The 15,645-nt window shown below is 36.3% G+C and carries 14 protein-coding genes and 1 tRNA gene; 10 read left to right on the forward strand and 5 right to left on the reverse strand.

Annotated features, from left to right (window positions below; all coding sequences use genetic code 11):
- Positions 1 to 15 precede the first annotated feature (15 nt).
- A complete protein-coding gene (locus tag ABXT49_RS05540; RefSeq protein ID WP_416651045.1) occupies positions 16 to 531 on the reverse strand; it encodes a glycine zipper 2TM domain-containing protein in 516 nt (171 codons plus the stop codon).
- Between the two features lie 62 nt (positions 532 to 593).
- On the opposite strand from ABXT49_RS05540, the gene ABXT49_RS05545 reads away from it, so the two are divergent.
- Together ABXT49_RS05545 and ABXT49_RS05550 are read left to right on the forward strand one after the other, a co-directional pair.
- Entirely contained in the window at positions 594 to 1,214 is a 621-nt protein-coding gene (locus ABXT49_RS05545; RefSeq protein WP_416651047.1) for a DsbA family protein, read from the forward strand.
- A 34-nt stretch (positions 1,215 to 1,248) separates the two neighbouring features.
- Positions 1,249 to 1,325: transfer RNA gene (locus tag ABXT49_RS05550), tRNA-Arg, on the forward strand.
- Between the two features lie 7 nt (positions 1,326 to 1,332).
- Here ABXT49_RS05550 and ABXT49_RS05555 read toward each other — a convergent pair.
- Both ABXT49_RS05555 and serC read right to left on the reverse strand, forming a co-directional pair.
- Positions 1,333 to 2,490, reverse strand: coding sequence for a phosphoglycerate dehydrogenase (locus ABXT49_RS05555; protein WP_416651049.1), 1,158 nt, complete (start codon positions 2,488 to 2,490; stop codon positions 1,333 to 1,335).
- Positions 2,490 to 3,569 carry a 3-phosphoserine/phosphohydroxythreonine transaminase gene (gene serC, locus ABXT49_RS05560; RefSeq protein WP_416651051.1) on the reverse strand — a complete coding sequence of 360 codons (1,080 nt, stop codon included), beginning with the start codon at positions 3,567 to 3,569 and terminating at the stop codon, positions 2,490 to 2,492. The genes ABXT49_RS05555 and serC overlap by 1 nt, the downstream gene beginning before the upstream one ends.
- Positions 3,570 to 3,853: 284 nt before the next feature.
- Between serC and serB the strand changes: the two genes are divergently transcribed.
- From serB to ABXT49_RS05585, 5 genes are all read left to right on the forward strand, one after another.
- The gene (gene serB, locus ABXT49_RS05565; RefSeq protein WP_416651053.1) at positions 3,854 to 4,684 is read left to right on the forward strand and encodes a phosphoserine phosphatase SerB; all 831 of its coding nucleotides are present in this window, start codon (positions 3,854 to 3,856) and stop codon (positions 4,682 to 4,684) included.
- A 129-nt stretch (positions 4,685 to 4,813) separates the two neighbouring features.
- The gene (locus ABXT49_RS05570; protein WP_416651055.1) at positions 4,814 to 5,236 is read left to right on the forward strand and encodes a DUF2141 domain-containing protein; all 423 of its coding nucleotides are present in this window, start codon (positions 4,814 to 4,816) and stop codon (positions 5,234 to 5,236) included.
- 33 nt (positions 5,237 to 5,269) lie between these two features.
- Positions 5,270 to 5,908 carry a hypothetical protein gene (locus ABXT49_RS05575; protein ID WP_416651057.1) on the forward strand — a complete coding sequence of 213 codons (639 nt, stop codon included), beginning with the start codon at positions 5,270 to 5,272 and terminating at the stop codon, positions 5,906 to 5,908.
- 127 nt (positions 5,909 to 6,035) lie between these two features.
- Positions 6,036 to 7,136, forward strand: coding sequence for a chorismate synthase (gene aroC / locus ABXT49_RS05580; RefSeq protein ID WP_416651059.1), 1,101 nt, complete (start codon positions 6,036 to 6,038; stop codon positions 7,134 to 7,136).
- Between the two features lie 25 nt (positions 7,137 to 7,161).
- Positions 7,162 to 8,709, forward strand: a complete 1,548-nt coding sequence (locus tag ABXT49_RS05585; protein WP_416651061.1) for a SulP family inorganic anion transporter — start codon at positions 7,162 to 7,164, stop codon at positions 8,707 to 8,709.
- 45 nt (positions 8,710 to 8,754) lie between these two features.
- Here ABXT49_RS05585 and queE read toward each other — a convergent pair whose 3' ends face one another.
- Positions 8,755 to 9,405: a 7-carboxy-7-deazaguanine synthase QueE gene (gene queE, locus ABXT49_RS05590; protein ID WP_416651063.1), complete on the reverse strand. Its 651-nt coding sequence runs from the start codon at positions 9,403 to 9,405 to the stop codon at positions 8,755 to 8,757.
- Positions 9,389 to 11,374, reverse strand: a complete 1,986-nt coding sequence (uvrB, locus tag ABXT49_RS05595; protein WP_416651065.1) for an excinuclease ABC subunit UvrB — start codon at positions 11,372 to 11,374, stop codon at positions 9,389 to 9,391. The genes queE and uvrB overlap by 17 nt, the downstream gene beginning before the upstream one ends.
- Before the next feature lie 61 nt (positions 11,375 to 11,435).
- Here uvrB and ABXT49_RS05600 point away from each other — a divergent pair, with 61 nt between their 5' ends.
- The 3 genes from ABXT49_RS05600 to ABXT49_RS05610 all read left to right on the forward strand — a co-directional run bounded on the left by ABXT49_RS05600 (position 11,436) and on the right by ABXT49_RS05610 (position 15,543).
- Positions 11,436 to 12,611 (forward strand): pyridoxal phosphate-dependent aminotransferase, encoded by a 1,176-nt coding sequence (locus ABXT49_RS05600; RefSeq protein ID WP_416651067.1) that lies wholly within the window; start codon positions 11,436 to 11,438, stop codon positions 12,609 to 12,611.
- Between the two features lie 81 nt (positions 12,612 to 12,692).
- Positions 12,693 to 14,120: an aldehyde dehydrogenase family protein gene (locus ABXT49_RS05605; protein WP_416651069.1), complete on the forward strand. Its 1,428-nt coding sequence runs from the start codon at positions 12,693 to 12,695 to the stop codon at positions 14,118 to 14,120.
- A gap of 22 nt (positions 14,121 to 14,142) precedes the next feature.
- Positions 14,143 to 15,543, forward strand: a complete 1,401-nt coding sequence (locus ABXT49_RS05610; RefSeq protein WP_416651071.1) for a M81 family metallopeptidase — start codon at positions 14,143 to 14,145, stop codon at positions 15,541 to 15,543.
- The last annotated feature ends 102 nt before the right edge of the window (positions 15,544 to 15,645 follow it).

Below are 15,645 nucleotides of genomic sequence, written 5' to 3' on the forward strand. Positions count from 1 at the left end.
TTCAACTAGGACAAATTAATTACCAAGGCCATCAACAGTTACCTCAATTTTTATAACATCTTTAGAGGGCCTTCTATTACTTTTAAAGCTAACATCACGCCCAGCATAGTCCACTGTAACGAGATAATGACTCAATCTTTTTTCAATCACCTGTCTAACCTTTGTTTCGCAGACCTCTTGGCTGATTATTTTCTTTCCAGTTGTGTTAGCTTTCTTTTCAGCATCATTTGCAATTGAGGCGCCCATAAGAGCTCCAAAAAGAGTCATGGCATCATTGCCATCGCCCTTACCAAGCTTATTTCCAATTGCGCCTCCAATAACGGCACCAAATAATTCATTTGTCGCACTACCGTCCCCACTTTGAACAGTTTCCTGAATATAACACTCTTGATAAGGCTCGTCGACCCTATATTGCTTGTAAACCTTCTCAACTGATGTGACAGTAGCAGAATCTACAAAGCTACCTGCAAATGAAAGTTGAGAAATAAGTAAAAATACAGTAATTAGTGAATTTTTTAAGATCGCTTGCATAAGTATGCTCCAATAATATTTAACCCCTATAATGTAAATTATATACTTTTTTGGAAATATTTTTGGAGTTAGTTAACAATACTTTATATTATATTCATGACCCAATGTGCTCCTGGTGCTGGGCATTTCAGCCAACATGGCATAAAATTTTAAAAGAATTACCAAGCCATATAAATGTTAACTATCTTTTAGGTGGACTAGCCCCTGATAATGATTTACAGATGCCTTTAGAAACTCAAAAATATGTTCAAGAAAATTGGATAAAAATTCAAAAAGTTGTCCCTGGTACAGAATTTAATTATGATTTTTGGACTCTAAATGAGCCCAGGCGCTCAACATACCCCTCCTGCAGAGCGGTTATTTCTGCAAAAAAACAGCATCCTGATTTTGAAGTTTTAATGACTGAAGGAATCCAAAAGGCTTACTATTTAAATGCCCTAAACCCCTCAAATGAAGATACATTAATTAATATTGCTCGCGATATAGGGCTAAATGTAGAATCATTTAAGGAGGATCTAAAATCAAGTGAAGTGAATAATCTCCTTCTTGATCAGATTCACACAACAAAAACCATGTCAATAAGCGGCTTCCCTTCATTAGTTCTAGTCAAAAAGAACAATCTTGAAAAGGTAAAAATTGACTACTTAAACTCTAATTATATTATTAATCAAATAATCACTTGAATAATTACTCATAAGTGGCAATAATATACCGCTTGCCTTGGTAGCTCAGCTGGATAGAGCGCTCGCCTCCTAAGCGAGGGGTCACAAGTTCGAATCTTGTCCAGGGCACCATAAAGACTTAAAGAATTCTTACTGTCAAAATACCTTCTACTCGCCTAATGTTTTCAATAGCCTTAGTGGAAATTTCATTTTCAAGATCAATTAGAGTATAAGCAACTCCTCCTTTAGACTTATTTATCATATCAAGAATATTAGCCTCTTCTTCAGCTATGGCTTTTGTTATTTGACGAACCATATTTGGAATATTTTTATGAGTAATAGCTAATCGCTCTTGTCCTGCTCTCGGCATCCTAGCGTCAGGAAAGTTAACAGAATTAACAATGTTTCCATTTTCAAGGTAATCTTTAATCTGTTTAGCAATCATCACAGCGCAATTATCTTCAGCCTCAGATGTTGAGGCCCCAAGATGGGGAAGCGCAATGACTCTTTCATGATTTTTTTTGTCATTAATTGGGAAGTCAGTGACGTAATACTTGACTTTGCCAGAGTCGAGTGCTTTTATTAACTCTTCTTCATCAACAATTCCATCTCTCGATAAGTTAATAATTACGCAGCCTTGGGGCAATAAAGCAATACGTTTTGCATTTAATAAGTTTTGAGTTTCATCAATTAATGGAACGTGAAAAGAAACAAAATCACTCTTAGAAAATAATTCTTCTATAGTAGCTGCATCTTCTACTTCAGAAGAAATTTTCCAAGCATTCTTCTTGGTAATTGATGGGTCAAAGCCAATAACATCCATACCAAGAATGCTAGCTGCATTTGCAATTTCAACACCAATAGCACCGAGTCCAACAATACCTAGTGTTTTGCCTGGTAATTCCGATCCTGAGTATTGTTTTTTCCCATCTTCTACAGTTGCCTTAAGGTTCTCAAGGGGCAAATTGTTTACATAACTCCATGCCTGACAAATGTTACGACTAGCAAGAAGCATTGATGAAATAACAAGCTCCTTAACTGCATTAGCATTTGCGCCTGGAGTGTTAAATACCACAACACCTTTGTCACTCATTTTTTCAAGTGGGATATTGTTTACTCCTGCTCCAGCACGGCCAACCGCTTTAAGATTTTCCCCAATTTCCAATTCATGCATCTTGGCACTTCGAACGAGTATGACATCTGGATTATTATCCTTCACTGTCAAATCATAAACATCTCTAGAAAATTTATCTAAACCTAGAGATGAAATGTTATTTAAAACTTGTACTTTAAGCATCACCCAAAATCCTTTTCAAAATCACTCATAAAATTAACTAAGGCATCAACACCTTCTTGAGGCATTGCGTTATAAATACTAGCCCTCATTCCTCCAACACTTCGATGACCCTTAAGTGCAAGTAATCCTGCTTCTTTTGAGCGTTCTAAAAATAAGCCATTAAGACTGTCGTCTGCTAATAAAAATGGAACATTCATCCAAGAGCGATATTTAATTGCAACTGGGTTTGAATAAAAATCAGAGTTATCAATTGCCGTATAAAGTGTTTTTGCTTTTGTATGATTTATTTTTTGAATCACACTCAAGCCTCCCTGTTCTTTAAGCCATTCAAAAACGCGTCCAGCGGCATACCATGGAAAAGTGGCAGGAGTGTTAAACATTGACTCATTATTAGCTTGAGTTGAATAGTCAAAGAGTTTTGGCTGTCCTTTAACTACGTTACCAATTAAGTCTTCTCTTACAATAATAATTGTTATGCCAGCAGGTCCAATATTTTTTTGAGCACCTGCATAAATAACACCATATTTAGAAACATCAATCTCTCGAGAAAGAATCGTTGAAGACATATCAGCAACTAATGGGATATCAACTTCAGGAATATAATCAAACTCTAGTCCAGCAATTGTTTCATTTGGGGTGTAATGAAGGTAAGCAGAATCTTGATCAATATTCCAATTTTTAAAATCATCAATATCAGTAAAATTATTCTCTGAGCTATCTGTACAAACATTAACTTTACAATAACGCTGCGCTTCAGCAATTGCTTTTACTGACCAGTGCCCTGTATTTGCATAGCAAGCTTTAGACTTTCCTCTTAATAGGTTAATTGGAACCATTGAAAACTGAGCAGAGGCACCGCCCTGAAGAAACAAAACCTTGTAATTACTTGGAATATTTAAAAGATCTCTCAAATCCTTTTCAGATTTTTGAGCGGCCTCCATAAAATCAACTCCTCTATGCGAAATTTCCATTACTGAGGCTTTCGAGTTTCCATACTCAATAAGCTCTTGCTGAATTTGTTTAAGTACTAGAGTAGGCAGCATTGCTGGCCCAGCACTAAAATTATATGTTTGTGTCATAATAGTTAATGGTTTAAACTTTTTTTTAAAAAAAAACGTTCAGCTGTGCTCAATTTTAATAAGCCCATCCAAACGTCAATGTTTTAGCAAAAATAACCTTCATTGGTTATAAATTGTAATTGATTATACCTAAGCCAAAATGAACTTAAATTTACCTTTTATGTCAATTTGTTACATTTTTTAAATTATGAATTTTAGATAAAGTGACCAAATATGAAATAAAAAAAATATCAGATCCTGTAAGATATTGATGCTGACAACCTCAGCAAATCATTCATTTATTAATGGAAACACTCATAATCCATACTCAAGATTTAATTATTGCTGAAAAGCTTACAAGGACTCTTAAAGGCGACTTGGAAAAGCGAAAAAATCACTTTAGAATTCACACTAACTTTAATTTTACTATTGAAAAACTAAGACTTGAAAATACAGTTGACATAAATTTACATCATAAGAAGTTTAATTTTTCAGATATTAAATTAGTGGTTAGTGATATGGACTCAACCTTAATAACAATTGAGACGATTGATGAGATTGCTAAGGAGTCAGGAATGTCAAGTGAAGTTGCTTTGATTACTGAACAAGCAATGCAGGGCAATCTGGATTTTACTGAGTCCTTTAAAAAAAGGGTATCAATACTTAAAGGAGTCAACACTTCAGCATTTGAGTCTGTTTATACTAACTCTTTAAAATTAAGCCCTGGAGCCAAAGAGCTAATCAATTTCTTTAAATCAATAAGTGTAAAGTCAGCCATTATCTCAGGTGGCCTTAGTTATTTTGCTGATCGCCTTCATAAAAGTTTAGGAGTTGATACCTTTAGAGCCAACAATGTAGAGGTGATTAATAGCTGCCTCACTGGAGCAGTCTTAGGAAAAGTTATTGATGCCAATGAAAAAGCAAATTATATTAATGAGCTATGTACACTTTACCAATTAAAAAAAGCGCAAGTCATTGCTATTGGTGATGGTGCTAATGATTTAGAAATGTTGAAAATTGCTGGTATGTCTGTTGCCTACCATGCCAAACCCTTATTGCAAAAAAATTGTGATGTAATTATCAACTATGGTGGTCTCGACTCTGTGATTGATTTTTTTGAAGAAGATGTTTATTAATCAAACTAATTACAAAATTTTTAATCTTAATTAAATATAAATTTTCATATAAAACTCATGAAAAATTCACTAAAATCTCAACAGTATTGTCTACACTGATACTCTCATTTTTTTTATGTACAATCAATCATGAATATAAATTTTAAATTATTTACTATATTTTTAGCCCTTTTTGCAATGCAGGCTATGGCTGATAGTCATATGCATACTGTTAGTGGAATAGTTACTGGATGTTCAACTAAGAATGCGGTCCATGTTCTTATTTATGAAGAGTCGGGATGGAAGGGCATGAATCATAGTCAAGAAAAAATTTATGAGCCAAGTAAAAGCGGCACTTGTGATGTTTCTTGGAGCATGGAAGTTCCTTCGGGTCCATACGCTTTAGCTTCATTTGAAGATGAAAATGGTAACGGTAAGTTGGATTTCTTTTTCTTTATCCCTAAGGAGCCAGCAGGTTTTTATCAATTTAGTGGAATGGGCGCTCCTAAGTTTGACAAGATGAAAATTGATGTTGATAAAGACATGGGCAGTATTGAAATAGCTTTACCATAATATACTTAAACTATTGTTTAAATACTTCTGACAGTGACTACTTCAATTATTGCTGGTTCTACGGGCCTTATAGGTGGAAATGTGATTAAAGTTCTGTCTAGTAAAAAACAGGTCGCTATTGCTCTAACTCGAAGATCAATTCCCAACCTTCCACCCAACATTACAGAAATGGTTATTGATTTTGATGCTTTTGTAAAAAATGGCACATTGCCCTCTTGTAATAATGTATTTATTTGTCTTGGAACAACAATTAAAACTGCTGGAAGTAAAGAGAATTTTAGAAAAGTTGATATAGACTATTGCCTTAGTATTGCTAGAAAAGCCAAAGAAGCGGGCGCTGAAACATTGAGTCTTATTTCTTCCATAGGTGCAAACAGTTCTTCAAAAAATTTTTATCTAAGGACAAAGGGGGAACTTGAAGAGTCCATTCAAAGTCTTGGCTTTTCAACAGTAAATATATTTAGGCCTAGTTTTTTAGTTGGAGAGCGCTCTGAAAAAAGACTAGCTGAAAAAATCGCAATAAATCTTGCAAAGATAATGGATCTTTTTTTAATTGGAACTGCAAGTAAATACAGAAGCGTTAAAGCAGAGTCTCTTGCAATGACTATGGTTTTAAAAGCTGATGATAAGCCTGGAGTTAATTACTTCTACTTTGATGACTTTCTTAAATAACTCTATTTAAAAGTTACCAATACTTTTTACAAGAAGCTCTTTAACTATCCACTGAATTAATCTTATTCGAAATATAAGCTGTCACTGGTATAATGTACGCCATCTAAGTAACGTACATCAATAGGCAATGTCTGGCAATTCATTTGGAAAACTATTCACACTAACAACCGCTGGCGAAAGTCATGGTGATGCTCTTGTAGGTATTGTAGATGGCTGCCCTCCAGGGATGAAACTTAAAGAAGAGGATCTTCAGGGTGATTTAGATCTTAGAAAGCCAGGAAGCTCAAGACACACAACTCAAAGAAGAGAGTCAGATACAATTAAAATAGTATCTGGAACTTTTGAAGGTGTAACTACTGGAACCCCTATTGCCCTTTTGATTGAAAATACCGATCAAAGACCAAGAGACTATACAAAAATTGCAAACTCTTTTAGGCCTGGTCATGCAGATTTCACTTATCAACAAAAATATGGAATTAGAGATTACCGTGGTGGTGGTCGCTCTTCTGCTAGAGAAACTGCAATAAGAGTTGCAGCTGGCGGCATTGCTAAAAAATACCTAAAAGAAAAATATGGTATTGAAATTCGTGGGTACTTAGCCCAACTAGGACCAATTTCTTTTGAAAATTTTGACTGGAATGAAGTCCATAATAATCCTTTCTTTTGTCCTGATGCCAGCAAAGTAAATGAACTAGAAGACTATATGGATAACCTTAGAAAGTCAGGTGATTCAATTGGTGCAAGAATCAACATCGTTGCTAGAAAAATGATTACAGGACTTGGTGAGCCGATTTTTGATAGACTTGATGCTGATATTGCTCACGCAATGATGAGCATCAATGCTGTAAAAGGTATTGAAATCGGCGCTGGATTCAATGTTGTTAATCAAAAAGGCTCGATTCATAGAGATCCAATAACTCCTGAAGGATTTACGTCAAATAACTCTGGAGGGATACTTGGTGGTATCAGCTCAGGTCAAGATCTCTTAGTTTCTATTGCGCTAAAACCAACTTCCAGCATAAGACTTACTGCAGATAGCATTGACAAAAAGGGTAAAGCAACAGAAATTAGTACCACTGGCAGACATGATCCTTGCGTCGGCATTAGGGCAACCCCAATTGCAGAGGCAATGCTAGCAATTACATTAATGGATCACGCACTTAGACATCGTGCACAAAATGCTGATGTGACATCAACTACTCCATCTATACCTGCTGAAAAGCCTTAGTTACAACCCAATCTAAAAGGAAATAATGTTTAAGCTCATTCATAAGCGCGTTCCCAGTAACGCAAAAAACGATATCTTGTCAGGACTGACAGTAGCATTAGCATTGGTCCCTGAAGCTGTTGCATTTGCCCTTTTGGCAGGATTAAACCCACTAGTTGGGCTCTATGCCGCCTTTACTATTGGACTCATTACATCAATCATAGGTGGAAGGCCTGGAATGATCTCTGGTGCTACAGGAGCTATTGCAGTTGTCATTGGAACCTTAGTTGCCATTCATGGAGTAGAGTACCTATTTGCAGCTGTAGTATTAACCGGGCTTATTCAAATTGTATTTGGTCTATTTAAGATGGGTAAATTTATAAGACTTGTTCCTCATCCAGTTTTTCTAGGCTTTGTAAATGGTCTAGCAATTGTCATTTTTCTAGCACAGGTAAAACAATTTAAAGTTGGCGGCGAGTGGATTACTGGAACCCCTTTAATGTTAATGCTAGTAATTGTTGCAATTACAATGGCTATTATTCATTTTTTACCAAGATTAACTCGCGCAGTACCATCAACTCTAGTTGCAATTGTCATTGGAACAGTGGCTGTATTATTTTTAGGACTTGATACTAGAACAGTTGGAGATATTGCGCCTATTGGTGGTGTATTTCCTCCATTCCATTTACCGGATGTGCCAATTGATTTTGAGATGCTTAAAATTATCTTTCCTTACGCAATGATTATGGCCCTAGTTGGGCTTATTGAAAGCTTATTAACACTTAACCTAATTGATGATTTAACAGAAACTACTGGTCAGCCAAATCGCGAGTGTATTGGACAAGGCGTTGCCAATACGGTTACAGGTCTTTTTGGCGGAATGGGTGGCTGCGCAATGGTTGGGCAAAGTCTGATTAATATTAAGTCTGGAGGAAGGGGAAGACTCTCTGGAATAGTTGCATCTGTGGTGTTATTATTTTTTATACTCTATCTTTCTAAATACATAGAAATGATTCCAGTTGCGGTTCTAATTGGCGTCATGATGATGGTCGTAATTGGTACCTTTGAGTGGGGTTCATTTCGATTATTTGGTAAGGTTCCAATGCCCGATATTATTGTTGGAATATCTGTGGCAGTAATAACTGTATTAACAGATAACTTGGCACTTGCAGTCATAACTGGCGTTATTATGTCAGCGCTATCGTATGCTTGGGAGTCTGCTGGAAAAATACAGTCTGTTGAAGAAGTTGAGTCAGATGGGAAAAAGACATACAGACTCCATGGTGCAATATTTTTTGCATCAATCAATACTTTTCATGCGATCTTTAGCCCCAAAGAAGACCCTGAAAATGTTTACATAGATTTTGAGGACTCAAGAGTGATAGATCACTCTGCAATTGAAGCAATTGATAAGCTTGCTGATCGTTACCAAAAAGCAGGGAAAACCCTACATTTAGTTCATCTTAGTGAAGAGTGCAGATTACTTCTAAAAACAGCAAAACATTTAGTCGAGGTCAACGTCCTTGAAGACCCTCACTATCATGTCGCAATTGATAAAGCAAAGGCTAGAATTGAAGGAACCATCTCTACTTAGAAGCTTACTAATTTTTACTTCTAGACTAGAGATATTAAAGGTTAACTATTTTCCTTTTTCGTCGCCCCAAAGAATCTTATGAAGTTGCACTTGAAGCCGAACATTAAGTTGTTTCTCTAAAATCCAATCTGCTAATTGTGCTGGCTTCAAGCTTTCATAAACTGGTGAAAACAGGACATCTGATAAAATCTCATGACCTTCCAAAATACTGCAACACCAATCAAAATCTAACCTTGAAGCGATAACAAACTTGAGCTGATCTTTGTTTTCTAAAAGCGCAATATTTTCATATCTATTTTGATGTTGCTCTGTTGATGAAGGGGTTTTAAGGTCCATTACAATAGATACATTTTTATTTACCTTAGAAATATCAATACTGCCGCTTGTTTCCATTGACACCTTGTATCCCTTCTCTATTAAGGTATCCAATAAAACAAGGCAATTACTTTGCGCCATTGGTTCTCCGCCCGTAACACATATATAGTGTGTTTTATATTTTGAGATCTCAGCTAATATTTGCTCAATTGATAAAGGATTATTGCCTTTAAATGCATACGCAGTATCACAATAATTACACCTTAATGGGCAGCCTGTAAGTCGAACAAACACAGTTGGAATTCCAACCTCTCTTGCCTCTCCTTGAAGCGAGTAGAAGATCTCAGTAATATTTAACGTCATATTATTTAAATTGCCCATCTCTTAATCGTTTTATTTGATTTCTAGTGTCTGCTGCCTGCTCAAATTTTAAATCCTCAGCAAACTTGTACATCTCTTTTTCAAGTCGCTTTAGTTCTTTGGAGAGCTGAACAGGAGATAATTTTACTTGAATAGTTTCAGATATTAAATCATCAATATCAGATGCTGAAAGGTCTGTATCTAAAATATCAACAATCGGCTTCACAACGCCCATGGGTATTATTCCATGTTTTTTGTTATAGGCCTCCTGCTTGTCTCTTCTTGCAGATGTAACATCCATTGCTCTTTGTATTGAGTTAGTGATCCTGTCAGCATATAAGATAACGCTTCCATTAATATTTCGAGCAGCCCTTCCCATCGTTTGTATTAAAGATCGCTCTGAGCGAAGAAAACCTTCTTTATCTGCATCTAAAATTGCAACTAGAGATACCTCTGGAATATCTAACCCTTCTCTTAAAAGATTTATCCCAACTAAAACATCAAAAACACCAAGACGTAAGTCTCGAATGATTTCTACCCTTTCAACAGTATCAATATCAGAATGAAGATACCTTACTTTTACATTATGATCATTTAAGTAGTCACTTAGCTGTTCTGACATCTTCTTAGTCAGTGTTGTCACTAGGACCCTTTCTTTTACAGCAACCCTTTTATGAATTTCAGATAGTAAATCATCAACCTGAGTTTCAACGGGCTTAATAACAATGCCTGGATCTAATAATCCGGTTGGCCTTACAACTTGCTCAGCAATAACAGTTGACATCTCTAATTCAAATTTTGCTGGAGTTGCTGAAACCAAAATACACTGGTTCAGCCTTTCAGAAAATTCTTCAAATCTAAGTGGTCTATTGTCTAGCGCTGACGGCAGGCGAAAACCAAAATCTACGAGCGTTGTTTTTCTAGCCCTATCACCATTGTACATTGCCCCTATTTGGCTCACTGTAACGTGGGACTCATCTAAGATAATTAAAGAATCTTCGGGCATATAATCAAACAGGGTTGGTGGCGGTTCTCCTGGTTTTCTTCCAGATAAATAGCGGGAGTAATTCTCAATACCTGAGCAATAGCCAAGCTCTCTCATCATTTCCATATCCTGCGCTACTCTTTGAGAAAGTCTTTGATCTTCAACTAATTTATTTTGAGAAAGTAGTTCTTTTTTCCTTAAGCCAAGCTCTACCTTAATATCATCAAGGATATTTAATATGGTTGATTTAGGGGTAACGTAATGTGTCTTTGGATAAATAGTAACCCTTTGAAGAGACTTTAGTTTTTCTCCTGTTAGTGGATCAAACCATGAAAGGCTTTCCACTTCATCATCAAACATTTCTATTCGAATTGCTCGTTCTTCAGAGTCTGCTGGAAATATATCAATTACCTCACCCTTAACTCTAAAATGACCTCGGATTAATGTAATGTCATTTCTTGAATATTGCATCTTTGATAATGTCGCAAGAATTTCTCTTTGCTTTGCAACCTCCCCAACAGTCAAATGAAGAAGCATTTTCATATAGCTTTCAGGGTCTCCAAGACCATAGATAGCGGATACACTTGCAATAATTATTACGTCTTTGCGCTCAAGAAGTGATTTGGTAGCAGAAAGTCTCATCTGTTCTATCTGCTCATTTATTGAAGCATCTTTCTCAATAAATGTGTCTGAAGCAGGAACATAGGCCTCTGGCTGGTAATAATCATAATAAGACACAAAGTACTCAACAGCATTGTTAGGAAAGAATTCTTTCATTTCACTATAAAGCTGGGCAGCTAAAGTTTTGTTTGGAGCCATAATAAGGCTTGGTTTTTGACTCTTCTCTATAACATTTGCAAGAGTAAATGTTTTGCCTGACCCCGTAACACCAACGAGCGTTTGATACTTCTCTCCAGCCTCAATTCCGTCTAGTAGCGTTTGAATAGCTTTTGGCTGATCACCCTTAGGTGAAAAATTTGATTTCAGTTGAAATTTTCTAGCCATTATCGGCAGTTTTTGATTAAAATAAAACCCTTAATTTTAAACCATTTAAAGAGCACAGTAAATGTCAACTATCCTATCAAATCGTGTACAAAAAGTTAAACCTTCTGCGACTATGGCTGTCAGCGATAAAGCCAAAGAATTAAAGTCACAAGGGATACAAATAATTTCAATGGGATCGGGTGAGCCAGACTTTGATACTCCTGTAAATATTAAAAAAGCAGCTATTACTGCAATTGGATCTGGGGATACAAGATATACCCCAGCTGACGGAACAGCAGAACTTAAAAAAGCAGTCTGTAAAAAATTTAAAAGAGAGAATGGATTAGATTATTCTTTGAATGAAGTAATGGTTTCTTGCGGTGGTAAACAAGTTTTTTATAACCTATGTCAAGCAATCCTCAACGAAGGCGATGAAGTAATCATACCAACTCCTTACTGGGTTTCATATCCTGACATGGCTATTCTTGCTGATGCGACTCCTGTATTTATTGAGGCTGGCTTAGAGCAAGACTTTAAAATAACTCCAGATCAATTAGAAGCTAGCATCACCGATAAATCCAAACTTTTCGTTCTTAATAGCCCCTCTAACCCAACAGGCTCAGTTTATAGTAAATCAGAAATTAAAGCCCTTGGTGAGGTGTTAAAAAAATACCCTCAAGTTCTTACTATAAGCGATGATATATACGAGCATATAAGGTGGGGTGATGATGATTTCGTAAATATTGCAATGGCGTGTCCAGAACTTAAAGATAGAGTTGTAATTCTTAATGGTGTATCTAAAGCCTACGCAATGACTGGCTGGAGAATTGGTTATGCTGCTGGACCTGAAACAGTAATTAAGGCGATGAAAAAAATTCAAGGACAGTCGACCTCTAATCCAAGCTCAATTTCTCAAGCTGCTGCTCTTGAAGCGATTTCAGGTGACCAGTCATTCATATCAATTATGGTTGAGGCTTTTGAGCGTCGCCATGAGTTTCTTGTTGATAGTTTGAATGCTATAGATGGTATTGAGTGCCCAAGATCTGGTGGAGCTTTCTATTCTTTTCCTAAAGTTCAAGGATTGATTGAAAGAATTGGTCTTAAAGATGACGTTGAGTTTTCAACTTATTGTCTTGAAAAACTAAGCTTGGCTGTTGTTCCAGGTTCTGCCTTTGGAGCGCCAGGTTACGTTAGGCTATCTTTTGCAACCAGCATGGATAACATTAAATTATCGGTTGAGAAATTAGCAAGTATCTAAACATACAATTGCTTACATATTTTTGCTTGACATCAAAAATTTCTTAAGATAACCTCTACTAATCTTAATTGGAGATAAATTATGCTAGATAAAAGAAAATTCTATATTAATGGACAATGGGTTGAGCCATCATCTAAAAATGACTTTGATGTCATCAATCCTTCTGATGAAACAGTTTGTGCGGTTATCTCTCTTGGCTCTCAAGCAGATACCGACGCAGCAGTAGCTGCAGCAAGGTCTGCATTTCCTTCTTGGTCTATCTCAACAAAAGCTGACAGAATTGTTCTATTAGAAAGGCTCTATGCAATCTATGAAAGAAGAATGGATGAAATGGCTGAGGTAATTTCAATGGAAATGGGGGCACCTATCGACTTTGCTAAATCATCTCAAGCTCCTAGTGGCACTGAAGCAATTGAAGATTTTCTTAACCAACTTAGAAAGTTTGAATTTGAAAAGCAACTTGATGATTCTGACAATCAATTAATTTATGAGCCAAAAGGTGTTTGCGCACTTATTACGCCATGGAACTGGCCAATTAGTCAGGTTGCTCTTAAAGTTATTCCAGCTATAGCTGCTGGCTGCACTGTAATTTTAAAGCCATCTGAAATTGCACCCCTAGACTCAATGATTTTTGCTGAAATGCTTGAAGAAGCAGGATGTCCTGCTGGAGTATTTAACCTTGTTAATGGAGATGGTATTGGTGTTGGAAGTCAGCTGACTTCTCACCCTGATGTTGATATGGTTTCTTTTACTGGATCAACCAGAGCAGGTGCTCTAATATCACATAATGCAGCCGATGACTTTAAAAGAGTTGGTCTAGAGCTAGGTGGAAAAGGTGCAAACATAGTTTTTGCCGATGCAGATGAAAAAGCAGTTAAAAGGGGCGTCAGACATTGTTTTAACAATACTGGTCAATCTTGTAATGCTCCAACAAGAATGCTAGTGGAAAGATCAATATATGATAAGGCTGTTAAAATTGCAAAAGAAACAGCTATTACAACTAAGACTGACATAGCATCAAAAGAAGGCAGACACCTAGGTCCACTTGTATCTCAACTTCAATATGATAAAGTTCAAACACTTATTCAAGCAGGAATTGATGAAAATGCGACCTTAGTTATTGGTGGAACTGGAAAACCTGAAGGCCTTGAGAAAGGCTACTTTGTAAAGCCCACTATATTTGCCGATGTCAACAACGAAATGACAGTTGCTCGAACGGAGATTTTTGGTCCTGTCCTTTCAATGATTCCATTCGATACTGAAGAAGAAGCAATTAAAATTGCAAATGATACACCTTATGGCCTAGAAAATTATATTCAAACCCAAGATCAAGAAAGAGCTAAAAGAGTCTCAAAAAAGCTTCTCTCAGGTGTTGTTGAAGTTAATGGAAAAGGTTTAGCTCTTGGATCTCCATTTGGTGGATACAAACATTCTGGAATTGGAAGAGAAGGAGGCGAGCATGGCTTCAATGAGTTTATTGAGGTCAAAGTTGTTACTGGCTGGAGTTAATTAACTTTTATTTTTTTTCTAAATGGCTTCTAAAAAAATTGCCATTGGCGGTATTAGTACTGAGTGCAGCTCATACTCCCCTTTATATCAAAAAGAAAGTGACTTTACAGTCGTTCGAGGTCAAGAACTTCTAGATTTGGTAGATTTCCCATTTGCGGATTATAATTTAGAGGCTCAGCCTATATTCTTCAGTAAATCAGTACCTGGTGGACCAATTGAGAGTCAATACTTTAGCCAACTAAAAGAGCAGTTTGTTAAAGAATTAAAGCTCATTGATAGTCTTGATGGGATACTACTTTTGATGCATGGCGCAATGTATGTTGATGATATTGAGGACCCAGAAGGAGAGTGGATTGCATCAGTTCGCAAAGAAGTTGGGCCAAAATGCATCATTTCAGTAAGCTTTGATTTGCATGGTCAGATGACCAATCAAATTATAAGTAATATAGATGCTTTTGCAGCTTTTAAAACTGCCCCTCATATTGATGTCAAGGATACCTATAGACGATCATCTCTGATGCTTGCAAAGGCAATTAATGAAGGGTATCGACCTTATGTAGTTTGGTCACCAATACCCGTTTTAGTCTCAGGAGAAATGTCTTCGACATTTGTAGAGCCTTGCCAATCAATCTATGAAAGTCTTGATCTTTATAATCTAGAATCTAATATCCTCGACTGTAATCTAATGATTGGTTACGTTTGGGCAGATACTAAAAGAGCCACAGCTTCTTCTATTGTGACTTGCACTGATGAAAAATCTGGCGCTATCATCTGTAAAAGTATTGCTAATCTCTACTGGGATAATCGAAAAAAACTAAAATATGGCATGAAATCAGGAGATATTCATAGCGCTCTTGAGTTTTGTAAGGATGATTTTTCAATAATCGCAGATAGTGGTGATAATCCTACTGCAGGAGGAGTTGGAGATAGAGCTGATATTCTAAAAGCAATCTTAGAAGCTGATTTAAAAGAAACTTTGATTGCAGGTATTGCGTCAAAATCAGCCTATGATGAACTAAAAAAAGGAAATCAATTTACTATTGGTGGGACATTTAGTGGGGGTGGGCCTTCATTAATACTTACTGCTGATAGCGTCTATTTTCAAAATCAATGCGCAATAGTTAAAGTAAATAAAACAACAATTGTGGTAACCAAGCTGAGAAGGCCATTTCATATGCTTAAAGATTTTAATGATTTAAAAATAAATCTACGTAGCTTCCAGTTACTCATTGTTAAATCTGGGTATCTTTCACCAGACCTTGAAAATCTTTCAGTGCCTTCATTTATGGTTTTGTCTGATGGTGCTGTAAATCAAGACTTAAGCTCTATTCCCAATAAGCAAAGAAATAGAAATATCTATCCATTTCAGGACTTTTGTGACTTTACTCCTCAGGCAAGTAATGGCAAATCAATTGTTAGTTAATTGCATCCAAAATACTACTAATAAGTAACTGTTATTCTAGATGCTTTCGTAACAAAAAACAAAATATGGTTTTTTTTAAACTCTATTAACTCTTAGTAAATT

Source organism: Candidatus Pseudothioglobus sp. Uisw_086, from assembly GCF_048085745.1.
Classification (GTDB): Bacteria; Pseudomonadota; Gammaproteobacteria; order PS1; family Pseudothioglobaceae; genus Pseudothioglobus.